General features: G+C 66.8%; 15 protein-coding genes. 10 read left to right on the plus strand and 5 right to left on the minus strand.

The features are described 5' to 3' along the window. Nucleotides 1-8: 8 nt before the first annotated feature. From ACQP0C_RS38340 to ACQP0C_RS38350, 3 genes are all read left to right on the plus strand, one after another. Nucleotides 9-866 carry a polysaccharide deacetylase family protein gene (locus ACQP0C_RS38340; protein WP_433728218.1) on the plus strand — a complete coding sequence of 286 codons (858 nt, stop codon included), beginning with the start codon at nucleotides 9-11 and terminating at the stop codon, nucleotides 864-866. 258 nt (nucleotides 867-1,124) lie between these two features. After that, nucleotides 1,125-3,914 carry a sensor histidine kinase gene (locus ACQP0C_RS38345; RefSeq protein WP_433728220.1) on the plus strand — a complete coding sequence of 930 codons (2,790 nt, stop codon included), beginning with the start codon at nucleotides 1,125-1,127 and terminating at the stop codon, nucleotides 3,912-3,914. After that, nucleotides 3,911-4,498, plus strand: coding sequence for a GTP-binding protein (locus tag ACQP0C_RS38350; protein WP_433681153.1), 588 nt, complete (start codon nucleotides 3,911-3,913; stop codon nucleotides 4,496-4,498). The genes ACQP0C_RS38345 and ACQP0C_RS38350 overlap by 4 nt, the downstream gene beginning before the upstream one ends. Nucleotides 4,499-4,545: 47 nt before the next feature. On the opposite strand, the gene ACQP0C_RS38355 is transcribed toward ACQP0C_RS38350, so the two are convergent. Next, nucleotides 4,546-5,112: a hypothetical protein gene (locus tag ACQP0C_RS38355; protein WP_433728222.1), complete on the minus strand. Its 567-nt coding sequence runs from the start codon at nucleotides 5,110-5,112 to the stop codon at nucleotides 4,546-4,548. Between the two features lie 142 nt (nucleotides 5,113-5,254). On the opposite strand from ACQP0C_RS38355, the gene serC reads away from it, so the two are divergent. The 3 genes from serC to ACQP0C_RS38370 all read left to right on the plus strand — a co-directional run bounded on the left by serC (nucleotide 5,255) and on the right by ACQP0C_RS38370 (nucleotide 8,831). Further along, nucleotides 5,255-6,379 (plus strand): phosphoserine transaminase, encoded by a 1,125-nt coding sequence (gene serC / locus ACQP0C_RS38360; protein ID WP_433728224.1) that lies wholly within the window; start codon nucleotides 5,255-5,257, stop codon nucleotides 6,377-6,379. Nucleotides 6,380-6,578: 199 nt separating this feature from the next. Next, nucleotides 6,579-7,715 carry a septation protein SepH gene (sepH, locus tag ACQP0C_RS38365; protein WP_433728226.1) on the plus strand — a complete coding sequence of 379 codons (1,137 nt, stop codon included), beginning with the start codon at nucleotides 6,579-6,581 and terminating at the stop codon, nucleotides 7,713-7,715. 369 nt (nucleotides 7,716-8,084) lie between these two features. Next, nucleotides 8,085-8,831: a DUF6928 family protein gene (locus ACQP0C_RS38370; protein ID WP_433728228.1), complete on the plus strand. Its 747-nt coding sequence runs from the start codon at nucleotides 8,085-8,087 to the stop codon at nucleotides 8,829-8,831. Nucleotides 8,832-8,834: 3 nt separating this feature from the next. Here ACQP0C_RS38370 and ACQP0C_RS38375 read toward each other — a convergent pair whose 3' ends face one another. Then, nucleotides 8,835-9,146 (minus strand): DUF2537 domain-containing protein, encoded by a 312-nt coding sequence (locus tag ACQP0C_RS38375; protein ID WP_433728230.1) that lies wholly within the window; start codon nucleotides 9,144-9,146, stop codon nucleotides 8,835-8,837. 90 nt (nucleotides 9,147-9,236) lie between these two features. Further along, nucleotides 9,237-10,040 (minus strand): TrmH family RNA methyltransferase, encoded by an 804-nt coding sequence (locus ACQP0C_RS38380; RefSeq protein WP_433734774.1) that lies wholly within the window; start codon nucleotides 10,038-10,040, stop codon nucleotides 9,237-9,239. A gap of 394 nt (nucleotides 10,041-10,434) precedes the next feature. Here ACQP0C_RS38380 and ACQP0C_RS38385 point away from each other — a divergent pair, with 394 nt between their 5' ends. Continuing rightward, nucleotides 10,435-11,640, plus strand: a complete 1,206-nt coding sequence (locus ACQP0C_RS38385) for a GNAT family N-acetyltransferase (protein ID WP_433728232.1) — start codon at nucleotides 10,435-10,437, stop codon at nucleotides 11,638-11,640. Nucleotides 11,641-12,363: 723 nt separating this feature from the next. After that, nucleotides 12,364-12,792 (plus strand): YccF domain-containing protein, encoded by a 429-nt coding sequence (locus ACQP0C_RS38390; RefSeq protein WP_433728234.1) that lies wholly within the window; start codon nucleotides 12,364-12,366, stop codon nucleotides 12,790-12,792. A gap of 42 nt (nucleotides 12,793-12,834) precedes the next feature. Here ACQP0C_RS38390 and ACQP0C_RS38395 read toward each other — a convergent pair whose 3' ends face one another. Next, a complete protein-coding gene (locus ACQP0C_RS38395; protein WP_433728236.1) occupies nucleotides 12,835-13,272 on the minus strand; it encodes a MarR family winged helix-turn-helix transcriptional regulator in 438 nt (145 codons plus the stop codon). A gap of 63 nt (nucleotides 13,273-13,335) precedes the next feature. Between ACQP0C_RS38395 and ACQP0C_RS38400 the strand changes: the two genes are divergently transcribed. Beyond that, complete coding sequence (locus tag ACQP0C_RS38400; RefSeq protein ID WP_433728238.1) at nucleotides 13,336-13,572, plus strand: DUF2530 domain-containing protein; 237 nt, start codon at nucleotides 13,336-13,338, stop codon at nucleotides 13,570-13,572. Nucleotides 13,573-13,588: 16 nt separating this feature from the next. On the opposite strand, the gene ACQP0C_RS38405 is transcribed toward ACQP0C_RS38400, so the two are convergent. Continuing rightward, entirely contained in the window at nucleotides 13,589-15,646 is a 2,058-nt protein-coding gene (locus ACQP0C_RS38405; protein WP_433728240.1) for a neutral/alkaline ceramidase, read from the minus strand. 126 nt (nucleotides 15,647-15,772) lie between these two features. On the opposite strand from ACQP0C_RS38405, the gene ACQP0C_RS38410 reads away from it, so the two are divergent. Next, nucleotides 15,773-16,387, plus strand: coding sequence for a TetR/AcrR family transcriptional regulator (locus ACQP0C_RS38410; protein ID WP_433728242.1), 615 nt, complete (start codon nucleotides 15,773-15,775; stop codon nucleotides 16,385-16,387). Nucleotides 16,388-16,399 lie beyond the last annotated feature (12 nt).

Raw genomic sequence — 16,399 nt, forward strand, 5'->3', positions numbered from 1 at the left:
ATAGGAATATGTCGCGGCGGCGGCTGATCGGGTTCGGTACTGCGGCCGCGGCATTCGTCGCCGGGTGCGGTACCGACAATGGCAAGGCCACCGTCGCACAACCGAGAACCACGACCGCCGCGACCGCCGTTGATGTGCAGGCCATTCCGAAGGCCCCGCAGCAGGCGCCCGCCGCCAACTCGCCCGCGGCGGTGGCCGCCCGGCACGCGGGTGTGCAGCCGCAGCAGTGGGGCATGGAGATGGACGGCATCACCAGCACTTTCGCGGCAACCGGCAAGCAAATGGCGGTGACCTTCGACGCGTGCGGCGGGCCGGGCAATAACGATATCGACGAGGTCCTGCTGAACCTGCTGATCTCCCAGCAGATTCCGGCCACGCTGTTCCTCAATAAACGCTGGATCGATGCGAATCCGGGTCGGGCCGCGCAGTTGGCGGCAAATCCGCTGTTCGAGCTGGCTAATCATGGGGTGGCCCATAAGCCGCTCTCGGTGACCGGCCGGGCCGCCTATGACATCGCGGGCACCGGATCGCCGCAGGAGGCTGCCGACGAGGTCTGGGCCAATCACGAACGGCTCACCACCCTGCTCGGCAAACCGCCGCGCTTCTTCCGCGCGGGTACCGCGCACTATGACGATGTCGCGGTGTCGATCGTGAACGAGCTGGGCGAACGGCCCGTCGGCTTCAGCATCAACGCCGACTACGGCGCCACCGCGAGCGCGGCACAGGTTCAGAACGCGATGAAAGCCGCTCAGCCGGGTGCGATCTCGCTGGCGCATATGCACCGGCCGAACTCCGGGACCGCGGCCGGGATGACCGCGGCGCTGCCCGCACTGCGTGCGGCGGGGTTCACTTTTGTCCATCTGTGAACACGAATATTACGGAATGGACTGGACGCCCCAGGGATCGCGCCAATAACGCGCAACCCTCGGCGGCGAGCCAGTATGGTACCGATGCTGACTGCTATCCCGAGGTCAGCCGACCGCCTGCCGGTCGCTCATGGACAAACCTGCCCGACAAGTTCGGGCGCAGCACGATGGTGAGACGGATCGCGGCTGCTCACTGGGCATTTCGCCGAGCGCGGGGTGACCTGATCGGGCCGATCCGAGCGGAAGGCGGTAAGTAGGGTGGCGCAGGGAATATTCGCGCACACTCGGTGGCGGCACCTGGAGCAATGGCGGGTGCGCTGGAAAGTCGGCGCGGCCGTTGCGCTTCCGCTGGCCGCGGCCATTCTGCTCGGCGGCCTGCGTCTGACGGTCTTTTTCAACGACTACTCCGAATACGCCGATGCCGCCGATCGGATCTCCGATATTCCGGCGATCACCGCACTCGAATCCGCCGCCTCGACCGTCGCGGCCGGGCAGATTTACGGCACCACCACCGACCAAGACCTGGTCGAATTGTCAACGGCTATTACCGAGGCCACCCTGCGCGCCAAACGCAAGGGCCTCGATGCGTCCGTCGCCAGGGCGCTGAAGCAGATGACCACGACCAGCGAGGTCATCCGCTCGGGCGGTAAGGGTGGCGGCGATCCGGTCAAGGCCGTCGAATTGAACAACGCGATCGTCGTCGACGCGATCGGCACCGTGGACAAGTTGCTCACGCCGATCCGCGTCGGGTCGGTCGTGGTCGCGAAGGCACAGCTTTCCGATGTGCTGGTCGGCAAGGTCGAGGGCTTCAACTGGCTGATGGCGGCGATGCAGGCAATCCAGCAGCCGACCCAGGCCGAGGGTTTCCATACCGCGCAGGGCCGATTCCTGGCCACCACCGATGCGATCGAGCAGGCCATGCCCGAGGCCAAGGCCGACATCGATCGGGTGGTGCGCCCCAACAACGCCGTGCTCAAGGACATGATCGAGGCGGGGATCCACACCCACATCGTGGACCTGGTCGAATTGCGGCGGCTCGCCATCGAATCCCGCGATATCTTCACCGGACTCACCCGCCAGATCGTGCAGAGCGTCATCAGCGATGTGGACAATAAGGTGACGGCGGCCCAGTCCGCGGCCCTACAGGCGTCACTGGTGGTGCTCGTCACGGTGATCGCGGCGCTCGGTTTGGCGCTGCTGGTCGCGCACTCGCTGCTGCGGCCGCTGCGCAGGCTGCGGGCGGGCGCGACCGAACTCGCCGAACAGGATCTGCCGAGCGAGGTCGAGCGGATCATGCTCGGCGCCCAGCTCGAGGACATCACGGTCAAACCGGTGCCGGTGCACACCGGTGAGGAGATCGGCGAAATCGCCCGCACCGTCGATGGTTTGCACGCGCAGGCACTCAAACTCGCCGCCCAGCAGCAACTGCTGCGCGATCAGGTCAACGACATGTTCGAGACCATGGCGCGGCGCAGCCAGACACTGGTGGATCGCCAGCTCAGCATGATCGAGGCGCTGGAATTCGAGGAGAAGGATCCCGAACGGCTCGGCCAGCTGTTCCGACTCGACCACCTGGCCGCACGCATGCGGCGCAATAGCGCCAACCTGCTGGTGCTGGCCGGGACGCGGTCGCGCCACGATCGGTCCGGACCGGTCGAGGTGCGCGATATCCTGCGCGCCGCGGTCTCCGAGGTCGAGGACTATCAGCGGGTCAAATCCGGTGCCACACCCGATGGTTGGGTCGCTGGCATCGCGGCCACCGATGTGGTGCACCTGATCGCCGAGATACTGGAGAACGCGCTGCGGGCCTCACCGCCCGATAGCGATGTCACGTTCTCCTACAGCCGGACCTCCGAGGGCGGCCTGCTGATCGAGGTCATCGACGAGGGCATCGGCATCACGTCGGCCGAACTGAACGAGATCAACGAGCGGTTGGCGGCACCGGCCGCGGCCACTGTCGCGACGACCCGGCAGATGGGCATGTTCGTGGTCGGCAAACTCGCCGAGCGGCACGGCATCACGGTTCGACTACGGCGCAGCCACGATCGCGCGCTGAGTCCGGGAATCACCGCGAGCCTGCACATTCCGCCCGCGCTCATCGACGTGCCGTCCCAGGATCCGGATGATCCGGCGACTCTGAAGCCGGTGATTCCGATACATCGTGATGCGCTGAGCACCGCGGCGGCGGCTACGGCCGAGTCGGCTGCCAAGGCCACACCCGCGGTCGCGGCCATTACGCCCGCGAAGGCGATCACCCCCGCGGCCAAGGCCACACCCGCGGCCCGGCGGATCGGCGCGCCGCCGGCGGCGCTGCCCAAGCCAGTGGAGCCCGCGGCCGACGCACCCGCCGCACCGCCGGTGATCACCAGTTATGGCCTGCCGAAACGGGTTCCGGGTGTCAATCGCAAGGGGCGTCGCAAAGCGGGCGCAGCCGCTGCTGCCGCCAAGACGTCCGGCGCAGCCGCAACGACCACATCGACACCGGCCAGCCCGACACCGCCCGCCGCTACGCCGTCATCCGCGAGTGTGCCCGATTCGGGTCCACCGACCGGGCCCCAGGAGCGCGTGGTCAAGGCATCATCGTTCTTCCAGACCGCGCCTACCGAATCCACACCATCTGGGGCGAATGGGGATACGGCAGAGTCCATCCGATCCACATCCAACGGAGAGTCGGCGCAGGATGGCGGTGGTGAATCGACGCCGATATTCGCCGGGATGATGTCGAAGTGGTTGGCGGATCCGATTACAGGGGAGTTACCGGTCTTGACGAATTGGCATTCGGCGGCGGATGAAGGCTGGTCCGCCGCACAACGGGCGGCGGATGCGCAGATCACAGAAAGGACGACCTCCGGACTACCGAAACGAGACCCTGGGAATCAGTTGGTGCCCGGCGGGGCCGAATCGGGGGCGGGGACAACGGATTCGGAGGCGGGCCCGCGACGGAACCCGGAATCGATCCGCGCAGGATTGAATAGCTATCAGCGGGGGGTACGTGACGGAAGAGCCACTGGTAAGTTGAAACCCTTTGCAGCCGAGGATGTTCGATGACCGCACCTGAGCAAGAAGCCCCCGCCGCGTCCCGCGCTGTCTCGGCGAAGATCGTGATAGCCGGAGAAATGGGTGTCGGCAAGACGACCCTGGTGGGCGCGGTATCGGATATCGTGCCGCTGAAGACCGAGGCGCTGATGACCGATCTCGCCTCCGAGATCGACGACACCTCCGCGGTCCCGGATAAGCAGACCACCACGGTGGCCATGGATTTCGGCCGGATCACCCTGTCCGACGATCTGGTGCTCTATCTGTTCGGCACCCCGGGCCAGCATCGGTTCTGGTTCATGTGGGACGACCTCAGCCTCGGCGCGATCGGCGCGATCCTGCTGGTCGATACCCGTCGCGTGGACGAAAGCTTCGCCGCGGTCGACTATTTCGAGGAACTCGGTCTACCGTTCCTGGTCGCGGTGAACGAATTCGAGGGCGCCCCGAAATTTCCCGAAGAGGCCATTCGCGACGCGCTGTCGCTGTCCGACGACGTCCCGGTCATGATGATCGACGCCAGAGACCGGGAGTCCGCCAAAACCGCCCTGATCGCACTCACCGGCCACGCCCTGGCCCGGGTGAAAGCCAACAGCTAGTGATCGAAGGGCGGCTGCGCACCTGCACCGAGCCGCCCATTCGAGCGCTAGTCCTCGCCGAGGGAGGCGAGCCAGTCGACCGCGACGGATTCGCCGCGGTCGACGGTGAAGAAGGCGACCTCGAGGTGCTGGCCCAGATCGACGAGACCGATGGCGGCCAGTGGGACCGGCTGGATCAGGCGCACGCGCCACGGCTTCTCCTCATCCCAGGCGCGCAGTTCCAGGTCCAGGCGCAGCACCGGATCGTCGCGACCGGCGTAATCGGCCGCCACCGGCGCGGCGGCCAGTACGGTGGCGTCGGCGCGGCGGCCGCCGGCGAGGATCTTGGCAATGCTGGCCCGGCCGCTGTCCTCGATATCGGGCACATAGAACACCAGCCGGTCGCGGTCGCCCGGATCGACCCGGCAGCTGATCACATCCCCGGGCTGCATCCACTCCAGGTCTTCGGGGCGCATCCGCTGCGGCACCCGTGTTTCGTACGGCAGCGTGCCTTCCACCTGCACGCGGACCCAGAAAACGTGTCCTGGTTCGCTGCGCCGGGGCCGCACGCCGAGGATCGTCGCCGACCCCGCGACGCCGCGCATCAGCAACTCGCGCCGCTGCCCATCCGACAAAGCACCAGCACGGAGCCCAAAGTTCCGTGACCCCCGACTGCGCAGTAGCCACCCCGTACCAACCGACGCCAGGTTCATGGGCTTCAACGTTAGCTGGAGTGTGGTCAGAGTCACAGCAATACCACCGTCTACCCTGTTGGCCATGACCGCTGAGTTCCCGACCATTCCCGACGATCTCAAGCCCGCCGACGGACGGTTCGGCTGTGGCCCCTCCAAGGTGCGCCCGGAGCAGTTGCAGTCTCTGGTCTCCGTCGGCGCCTCGGTATTCGGGACCAGCCACCGGCAGAAGCCGGTCAAGGACGTGGTCGCCCGCGTGCGCAAGGGCCTGCGCGAATTCTTCACCCTGCCCGACGGCTACGAGGTGGTGCTCGGCAACGGTGGCACCACGGCGTTCTGGGATGCCGCCGCATTCGGCCTGATCCGCGAGCGCTCGCTGCACCTGACCAACGGTGAGTTCAGCTCGAAGTTCGCCGCGGTGGCCAAGGGCAACCCGTTCATCGGCGATCCGATCGTGGTCTCCGCCGAGCCGGGCAGTGCGCCCGAGCCGGTTGCCGATCCCTCGGCCGACCTGATCGGCTGGGCGCACAATGAAACCTCCACCGGCGTCTCGATCCCGGTGCAGCGCCCGGCGGGTTCGGAGAACGCGCTGATCGCCATCGACGCCACCTCCGGCGCGGGCGGTCTGCCGGTGAACATCACCGACGCCGACGTCTACTACTTCGCACCGCAGAAGTGCTTCGCCTCCGACGGCGGCCTGTGGGTCGCGCTGATGAGCCCGGCCGCACTGGCCCGGGTCGAGGAGATCAAGGCCTCGGGCCGCTGGACTCCCGAATTCCTTTCGCTGCCGATCGCGATCGACAACAGCACCAAGGACCAGACCTACAACACCCCGGCACTGGGCACCCTGCTGCTTTTCGCCGACCAGATCGAATGGCTCAATGGCAACGGCGGGCTGGACTGGGCCGTCAAGCGGACGCTGGATTCCTCGTCGCGGCTGTACTCCTGGGCCGAGTCGAGTTCCTACGCCACCCCGTACGTCGCGGATCCGGCGCACCGCTCGCAGGTGGTCGGCACCATCGACTTCGCCGATTCGGTCGATGCGGCCGCGGTGGCGAAGGTGCTGCGCGCCAATGGAATCGTGGACACCGAGCCCTACCGCAAGCTCGGCCGCAACCAACTGCGCGTCGGCATGTTCCCGGCTATCGACCCCGAGGATGTCTCGCAGCTGACGCGTAGCATCGACTGGGTCGTCGAGAAACTGGGGTAAATCAGCTCGGCCACTGCGACACGCCCACTTTCGACACGCCGCGCATTAGGGTGCGGCGAATCGATCAGAGCAGACTAGCGGGGCGCGGAAGCTCTTTCGCAGATTTCCGCCCCGCGTGTCCCGCCTCGAGATCATCAGTAGTGCACTACTGTTTCGGAAAGTGGGCGGTGTCGCGAGCCGACGCGATAAGGAGGTAACGGTGCGTGAACTTCGAGTGATCGGGGTGACGCCCGACTCCACGCACATTGTGTGCATCGACACCGAGACCGGCAACAAGTACCGGCTGCCCGCTGACGACAAGCTTCGAGCCGCAGCACGCGGAGACCTTGCCCGATTCGGCCAGATTGAGATCGAGATGGAAGCAACTATGCGTCCCCGCGATATTCAAGCTCGTATCCGCGCCGGGGCATCCGTAGAACAGGTCACCGAGGAATCCGGGATGCCGCTGAGCCGGGTCGAACGGTTCGCCTATCCCGTGCTGCTGGAACGGGCCCGCGCCGCCGAACTAGCGCAGAAGGCCCATCCGGTGCGCGCCGACGGTCCGGCCGTGGAAACCCTGATCGACATCGTCACCGCCGCCTTCACCGAACGCGGGCACACCCTGGAGAACGCCGAATGGGATGCCTGGAAGGACGAGAAGGGCTTCTGGGTCGCCCAATTGCAGTGGCAGAACGGCCGTTCCGAAATCGCCGCGCATTGGCGCTACCAGCCCGACGCGCACGGCGGCTCGGTCTCCCCGCTCGATGATCCGGCCTCGGATCTCATCGATCCCGACTTCGGCCGCGCCCTGCGCGGGCTCGCGACCATCCTCCCGCCGCAGGCCGAAATCGAGGCGCCCGTCGCGCCCGAACCGCCGGTAGAGCCTCGGCCCGTGGAAACCCGCCCGACCGAGGCGCGTCCGGCGCGCGAGACCGCGGCGGCACCGGCACGGACGTCGGCGCGCAGTCAGCCGACCCTGGACGAGTACTACGAGCAGCGTTCCGTCGCGGCCGGTGGTAGCGGTACGCCGGTCAGCGCCGGCGGTGCGGCTGCCGCGATTCCGGCCGCCGCGAGCACGAATGCCATTCCGGCCGCGGGTGGTTCCGCTGCCGCCGCCGCGGCGACGAGCACCGCCCCGGCCGCCGGTGCTGCACCGACCGCCCCGGCATCCGGTACGGGCACCGCCCCGTCCGCGCCCACCGCTGCGGCCAAGCCCGCCGCCTCGGCGAAGCCGGCCGCGGAGGAAGCACCGAAGACCAAGGCCGCGCCCGCGAAGGCGGCGCGCAACAAACGGGGCAAGGCGCCCATGCCGTCGTGGGAAGACGTGCTGCTCGGGGTCCGCAGCTCGGGGCACTGAGTCGAGTTAGCCCGGACCGGGTTTCAGGTCCGGGTCCAGCCCGGCAACATGCAGCCTCCACCTCGCGCGGCGCTCGAGATCAGGTGGCACTCGTCTCGACATCGATTCAGAGAACCCCGCCACGAGTTCTGCTCGATCTTGATTGCCTGATCGCCAGCTAACTGTTTGCTGCGAATTTCTGAGGCCCGCTGGCGTGTTCGGAGGCGGAAGGTCCATCGCCGAAGCGGGAGAACGGGTAGATTTTTCGTGTGTCGTCGACTCGGTTTGTCGACGTCGGGCGGGTCACGGTAGTCGGAAGTTACGCGAGGACGCCTTGGGTTGCTCGAAGTTAGCGGAGCTGTTTGGTGCAACCATCGGGAGGTGCCGGAAATGCTGTCCAAGGCTTCGTCTCTCTGGTACGTCGACGCACAGGATCCGTTGGCGGTACTCCGTGCGAACCACGATCCGGATCCGGAAGCCGCGCTGGCACTGGCGAAACAGTTGCACGAGGACCGCGACGTCCTGCCCATCATGGTCGGCACGCTCGGCGGTTGCGCGGGGCCGGATGCCGACGAGGTGTACATCGGCTGCTATCCCGGGGTCACCGTGGTCTGCTCGTCGCAGGCGGCGCGGGCACATCCGACGGCACTGCCGGAATTGCTGGTCCGCCCGCTCGCCTCGGAGCACACCTATCTGGTCTCGTTCGACGCCCACAATGGCTGGGGCGCGTTCGCACATTGGGAGCGTGGTGAATTCCGGCGCTCGTTCAGTTCGACGCGGGTGAACATCCTGGAAGACGACGGCCTGCCACTGGTGTGGGAACGCTCGTATTGGGCGGGTGATCATCCGGTGCGCTGGCAGGCCGGGGAACTGCCGGACCCGCAGACCCTCCCCTTCGATCCACCCGATTTCGCCGACGCCGCCAACAACGAGTGGCTCGGCTTCCACTACCGCTCCCCCGCCGCCGACGGCGCGCTGATACCGGGCGATATCGCGGTCTGCGGCTTCACCCTCTATCCGAAGGGGCAGGCACCCGCCCCAGCCGACCTGATGCCATCCGACGCGCAGCGCAACGGCGATTCGAGACCCCGACGCGGCCTGCTCGACTGGCTGCGCGGCAAGGATCGTGTCTGCTGAGGTCTAGGCCGACAGTCCGCCGATGACCAGGACCAGCCAGCCGAGCAGAACACCGGCCGCGCCGCCGCCGATGACCCAGCGGGTCACCGGCGCCTGCCGCCAGCGCCAGGCGGTGGGCGCCGCGCCGCCGACCGCGACGAGGTTGACCAGGATCGCGAGGATCGGATGCACCTGTGCCAGTGCCGAGCCGAAGGCATATACCGCGACGGCCGTCAGCAATGCCACCATGGTCGCGACGGTGAGCCCGGCAGACCACGGGGTCGGGTCCTGGTAGGGCTGGTAGGGGCGGTACGCCCCATTGGGGAAATAGCTCACGACCGCGCCTCCGTGGCGCTCGGCTCCGTCGTGCGCCACGGCGCGCTGTGCTTTCGGTTCACTCGCTGCCGCTCGCTCACGGCATCCCCCTCATGACGTCCTCACCCGTTCATAGAACGCCATCGCGGCCGCGGTCGCCACATTGAGCGAATCGGTCCCCGGCGACATCGGAATGCGCGCCCGAATATCGGTGGCTCGCATGGCCTCCTCGGTCAAACCGGGCCCCTCCGCACCCAGCAGCAATGCCACCCGCTCCCCCGTCATCGCCGTGGCCAGGTTCACCGCCGCCGGGTTCGGGGTGAGCGCGATGATCTGGAATCCCTTGTTCCGCAACATATCCAACCCGCCCGGCCATTGCGGCAGCTGCGCGAACGGCACCCGCAGCACATGTCCCATCGACACCCGCACCGCCCGCCGGTACAGCGGATCGGCGCACCGGTCTCCGAACAGGATGGCCTCGACGCCGAGTCCCGCCGCATTCCGGAACATCGAGCCGAGGTTCTCGTGATCGTTCACCCCCTCCAGCACCGCCACCGTCCTGGCCCGCTCGATGACCTCGTCCACACTCAACTCCGCGGGTCGGCGCGCCACCGCGAGTACCCCGCGATTGAGATGGAACCCGACCACCTCCGCCATCACCTCGGCGGTCGCCCGGTAGTACGGCACATCGATGCCCGACAGATCCGCCGCGAGTTCGGCGCGCCGCTTCTCCACGCCGAGCAGCGCGTTCGGCCGAAACCGCGAACCCAGCATCCGCTGCACGACCACCACCCCCTCCGCGATCACCAACCCCTTGCGCCCCGGCAGATCAGGCCGCCGATCCGCCGACTTCAAGTCGCGAAAGTCATCGACCCGCGCATCAGCGGCATCACCAATATCGATCACCTCGACCACCGCTACATCCTGCCGGGCACCACCACCCCGCCCAACACCGGTGCCGATCACCGATCTCGAACCTCCCCGATCCCCACTCGACACCGCACCCGAACCTATGGCCTAGGCACCACACAGCCTCCCGGCCACCACCCCACCGACATCGATGCCGCCGAAGCACCACTCGACCGCACCACGGGACACTTCTCTTCCAACTCGCACCCACCTTCGGAGTCCACAACCGGCCCGTTCCGCCCGACGCCCCATGCCGCATAACTTCGGGCCAAGCTGTCGGTGAGTCGCGCGGCATGTCGGTCTGCGGGGTATTCGGAACCTCTGCGGGAACCTCCGGCGCAGCTTTGCTAGCGCGGTAATTCGAGTGCGGGCGGGTGGGGCGGCGTGCGATGGTCGAGGGATGACGCTGATACCCGGCATCACCATTCGGTCGGCCACCGACGAGGATGTGGCGGCCATCGAGTTGCTCGGCGATACTTCGTTCGGCGTGCGTAGCGAACCGGAGTACGCGCAGCTGCGGGCGCAGGTCTTTCCGACCGGGGAGGCGATCGTCGCCGTCGACGACGGTCGCGTCGTCGGACATGCCAGGTCCACCCGGATGACACTGACGGTGCCGGGCGAGCGCACGGTCGAGGTCTGTGGCATCGCCGGGGTCGGTGTCGCGCCGATGCACCGGCGGCGCGGGATTCTGCGGGCCATCTATACCGAACAGCATCGGCGCACCGAAGCGGCCGGGCTCGCGCTGACCATTTTCACCGCGAGTCAGGGCGCCATCTACGGCCGGTTCGGCTACGGCCCGACGATTCGCGAGAACGCGGTCTCGATCGATCGGCGGTTCGTCGAGTTCCTACCGTCGGCCCCCGATCCGGGCGGCGTGACGCTCAGCACCATGGCCGACGCGGGCGAGCCGATCCGCGCGATCTACGACCGGTGGCGTCGCCTGGTACCAGGCGCGCAGCGGCGTCCCGAGGCCCGCTGGAAAATGGACCTCGCCGACTCACCCGCCTTCCGCAATGGCAGCAGCGAGCTTTTCGCATTCCTGCACCCGGACGGGTACGTGCTGTATCGGTACAACCGTCGCGACCGCAGCATGACCGCGGTCGTCGAGGAGATGCGCGCGGTGACCCCGGAGGCGCATATCGCGTTGTGGCGGGCGCTATTCGGGTTGGAGCTGTGCAGCCACATCGAGGCGGCGCTCACCGATAACGATCCGCTCCCGCATCTGCTCACCGATCTCCGGCTGGTACGCACGCAGGCACGCTACGACGCATTGTGGTTGCGGCTCATGGACGTTCCCGCCGCGTTGACGGCACGTTCGTATCTGCGCGATCTGAATGTCGTACTCGCGGTACAGGATCCGTTCCGGAATGCGGGCGGCAGCTTCGAACTCACGGTGCGCGACGGCGTCGCCGAATGCGTGCCGACCAGCCGGACGCCCGATTTCGAACTCGGCATCGACGTGCTCGCCAGCATGTACCTCGGCGCGTATCCGGCGCGCGTCTTCGCGGGGGCCAACCGGCTACAGGCCAAGGATGCCGGGCAGCTGCGCGCACTCGACGAGGCGTTCGGCGCGGAGCGGGACGCGGTGCTGGGTTGGTTCTTCTGAGTCGGGTTGGTCCCGTTGAGCCGGGTCGGTTCCGCTGAGCCTGGTCCCGTTGAGCCGGGCCGGTTCCGCTGAGCCTGGTCCCGTTGAGCCGGGCCGGTTCCGCTGAGCCTGGTCCCGCTGAACCGGGCCGATCCCGCTGAGCCTGGTCCCGCTGAACCGGGCCAGTTCCCCTGAGCAGGGCCGATCCCGCTGAGCCGGGCTGGTTTCGTTGAGCCGGGGTGGTTTCGTTGAGCCGGGGTGGTTTCGTTGAGCCGGGTCGGTTCCACTCAGCCGGGTCAGTTCCACTCAGCCGGGCTGGTTCCGCTCAGTCGGGCTGATTCCATTGAGCAAGGATGGTTCCATTGAGCCAGGCTGGTTCCGCTCAGCCGGGTCGGTTCCGTTCAGCCGGGCTGGTTTCGCTCAGCCGGGCTGGTTTCGTTGAGCCGGGCTGGTTTCGCTCAGCCGGGCTGGTTCCGTTGAGCCGGGCTGGTTCCGCTCAGCCGGGTCGGTTCCGTTGAGCCGGGTCGGTTCCGTTGAGCCAGGCTGGTTCCGCTCAGCCGGGCTGGTTCCGTTGAGCCGGGCTGGTTCCGCTCAGCCGAGTCGGTTCCGTTGAGCCGGGCCGGTCGTGCTCGGACAGGTCGGTTCCGCTGAGCTGGGCCGGTGCTGTGGATCGGGGTTGTCCCTGAGTTCAGCTCGTACTCCGGGGTGATGTCCGGATCGGCGGTGGGCTGGCATGCTGGACTTATGAAGCCGATTCAGCTGGTGCTCAATATCCTGTGGCTCGTGTTCGTCGGGTTCTGGATGGCGCTCGGCTACATTCTGGCGGGCATCATCTGCTGCGTCCTGATCATTACCATCCCGTGGGGTATCGCGTCGTTCCGGATCGCGGTCTATGTGCTGTGGCCGTTCGGGCGGACCACGGTCGAAAAGCCTTCCGCAGGTGTGGGGTCGATGATCGGCAATATCATCTGGTTCCTGGTGGCCGGTTGGTGGCTGGCGCTCGGGCACCTGCTCACCAGCATCCCGCTGTTCATCTCGATCATCGGCATCCCCTTCGGCTGGGCAAACCTCAAGCTCATCCCGATCTCGCTGTTCCCGCTCGGGCGTGAGATCGTCGCCAGCGATCAGCCGTTCGGGTCGCAGTACAGCCGCGGTGGGTACGTAACTCGCTGATGACCCCGCGCCGACGCGGTCCGATTCACCGGGGCACTCGGCTTACTCCGAGTCGTCGACCAGCTGCTTCATGATGCCGACGGCGCGGGTCAGCACGACCAGCTGATCGTCGGTCAGGGTGGACAGCTGCTCGGTCATCCAGGCCTCGCGGGCACTGGCCTCATCGGCGATCAAGGCGCGGCCCGCATCCGAGAGCGAAACGATGATCTGACGGCCGTCGGTCGGGTGCGGTTTGCGCTCAACCAGTTCCAGATCGGTCAGCGAGGCGATCACGCGCGTCATCGACGGCGGCTGCACGCGTTCCTTGGCGGCCAAGGCGCCCGGCGTCATCGCACCTTCCCGATGCAGGGTGGCGAGTGCGGAGAGCTGGGTCAGCGAAATCTGCGCGTCGGCGCGCCGTCCTCGCAGATGTCGCGTCAAGCGCACCACCGCGAGCGACAGCTCACCAGCGAGAGCTCGAACATCCGATGGCGTTGTCACAGAGCAGAACGATACGGGACACGCTGGCCGGTGGACGCCTGTTCCCGCAGCTACGCTAGGACTGTGACCCAGAATGTCCCGCAGATACCGCCGCGCTTCACCGATCCACGGCCGGTCCTCGCGGTCGGCAGCACCCTCTGGCTGATCGCCACCATCGTGGTGTGGACCAGCGACCGCTGGGAATCGGCGCGTCCGGTGTGTCTGATGGGTCTGGCGGTGGGGTTGCTCGGTTACACGATCTTCGCTATCCAGCGCCGCGGTGCCCGACGCGGGGACAAGGGCGCGCAGACCGGGCTATGAGCCGCGCGTTCTCACGTCACCCCACGTCGAACTCATCGGTGGTGCCGGTGAAGGGCCGCAGCACGCCGTCGACGCCCAGGCTGTCGGCGAAGTGTCGCATGCGATAGCGGCCCGAGCTGGCGTCGGCGGGGATGTCCCAGGTGAAGCGGGCAACGGATTCGGCGGTGCCGCGTTTGCTCCAGTAGAAGCGCACCGCCCATTCCCCCTCGTTGGCGATCCGCTCCCAATCGCCGGATGCGTTGCGGCGCTGCACTTCCAGGAAGGTGCCATTGCGGCGGGGGTTGTGTTTGGGATGCGCGGAGACGAATTCGGCGGCGACCTGGGTGCCCGGCTGGTAGGCGGCGGCGGGTTGGGTCAGGACATCACCGAAACCGCGGCCCGCGGGTGTGGCATCCGGGCCCGGCGCGGGCTCGAAGTTCGGCTGCAGGTTGGATACATCGCGGGGTGCGGGACCGCGCGGCACCTGCTGGCGGGCGGCGAAAGCCGTCGCCAGCCGGGTGAACTCCTGCTGGTAGGCGGGCAATGTGTAGCGGCCGAACAGGGTCGAGCCGCCCTCGTACTGCTGGGAGTCGTACTCCTGCGGGGTGGTGACATATTCGTGATAGGCGTTCGCATACCCCTGCATGAGCACCTGCTCCAGCCCGACACCGAGTGCGGCGGCCACGGCGCGGCGGATACGCAGTCCGGACACAATCGTGAATTCGCCACCGCCGCAGGCCAAATAGAGCTCACCGATCCGAACGATCTGAATGGGTACCACATTCGGCACCCACGGCACCGGCGGCAGCAACCCCAGCGGCGCCACGATCGCCTTGGGCGCCTGGGCATCCGCGAGCCAGGACGGTGCGGGCTGGCGCGGATCGCCGAGGGCATCGATGAACGGGTTGCGCACGCCCTCCGGGATCGGGAGGCCGGGTAGACCGGGACCATCCTCGACGCTGCCCGCGATGAGCGAGACTCCCGCGGCGGCGGGTGCGGTGTGGCGCGGCTGACCGTCCGGGGTGAACCTGCCGTCGACGGCGGTATCGGCCAGGTCGATATAGCAGAGCATCGAGTCGACCGGGCCGCCGATCGACTGCGCGCCCGCCAGTGCGGATTTCGAGGCCAGATACTGCCGCTCGCCGATGATGCGGGTGTTGTCGAACTCGTCCTCGGTCGGGCCGGAGCCGGGTCGCAGATTCAGGTTCGGGGACATATCCCCGGCATTGGTCTGCGCGAAGGCCGCCACGAAATCGGCTGGGCCGTCCAGATATCGGACGCCGTGCTCGGTGTGCTCATAGGAGAACGAGGCGTAGCCCTTGTTATCCGCGCTGATCAGCCGGTTCTGGTTGGTCATCGAGGTGTTGTGGGTGGCGAACCAGGTGATGGCGCCGACCTGTTTGCCGCCCTTGACGAATGACAGCGCGGTGACCGCCGGGTCGACGGCATTCGGGAAGTGCTGTTTATCCGCATCCGGATTGCGCTCGAAGGCAACTCGCGATCGATTGACGCTGGCATCGTGCAGTTCGGCGCGGCCGAGCGCGACCGTGCCCGGTCCGAGATCGGCATGTGCCGCGGCGATCGCCTCCACAATGCCGTGCACCTCGGCGTCGTAGACCTGCTGCTGAAATCCGAGGATGGACAGGTTGTACGCGTAATCGTTGCTGGAGCCGCCACAGGTCGCATGCGAATGCGTCGAGGTGAGCAGGACGTTCTGTTCGGTGTAGAGATCACCGAAGCGGCGGGCGAGTTCGAGCATGACGCCGCGGTGTACGGACTGGAAAATCATGCCGTTCTCCGCGACCGCGAACACGATCCGGCGCGCACCGCTGTCGATGATGAATGCGCGGGCGCGCGGGCGCAGATGAATACCCGCGGTCTGCTGCTCGAACTGCGAATAGCCCATCATTCCGCATTCGGCGGCGGGACCGGTGATGTCGGAGAGTCCGAGTCCGATGAGATAGCCGCCCGCACTGGGGACCGCTGCGGCCCGCGTACCGAGTGCCGCCGTCATTCCCGGCACGGTGACGGCTGTCGCGAGCGCGGCCGAACCCGCCGCGGTTCGGGTCAGCACCGTTCTGCGTGACACCGGCATTCGCGTCTCCCTTCGGTCCATGGTGAAGCGAACCACACAACTGGACGCTCGTCCAGTCGAGATTTTCGGCCCTGCGAATTGACTGCGGCGAAGTTGGAGACTTAACTCGCTGAGGTGTCCTCCCGATTGAGCGTCGAAGAACGACGGGCCCACCTTATCGAGGCAGCCATCGGCCTTGCCGAGAAAAAGGGCGTCGCGGGCGTGACCACGCGCGATGTCGCTCAGGCAGCCGGTGTTTCGCTCGGTGTGGTGCATTACTGTTTCGAAAACAAGGACGCGCTGATGACCGAGCTGGTCAAAGCGTTGTCGATGGAATTACGCGATTCCGTTGACGCCAATGAAACAGTTTGGCAAGACGTCGGAAGTGGAAAAGAAGCGCTTCAAAAATTGGTGCGTGCCGGACTCGAACTGATGTGGCTCAACATTGAAGCAACACCGGAACGACAACTACTCACCTACGAAACCACCACATATGCGCTACGCGAAGGGGAATCGACCCCGGCGAAACTCGCCATCGCACGCGAACAGTACGCATTCAACGACACCACCGTCGCCGACATCCTCGACCACGCGCGCGATGCGACCGGTTGCCGTTGGTCGGTACCGGTGCAGACGCTGAGCCGGTTCACCCTCAATGTGATCGATGGGGTCGTGCTGCGCTGGCTGGTCGACAACGACAGCGAAAAGGTGCGCGGGCAGCTGGATCTGCTCAGCGAGATGGTCGCCGGGTACGCAGAGTAGGTTGGTTCCCCC

This window comes from Nocardia sp. CA-129566, from assembly GCF_050956075.1.
In the GTDB taxonomy this organism is placed as follows: domain Bacteria; phylum Actinomycetota; class Actinomycetes; order Mycobacteriales; family Mycobacteriaceae; genus Nocardia.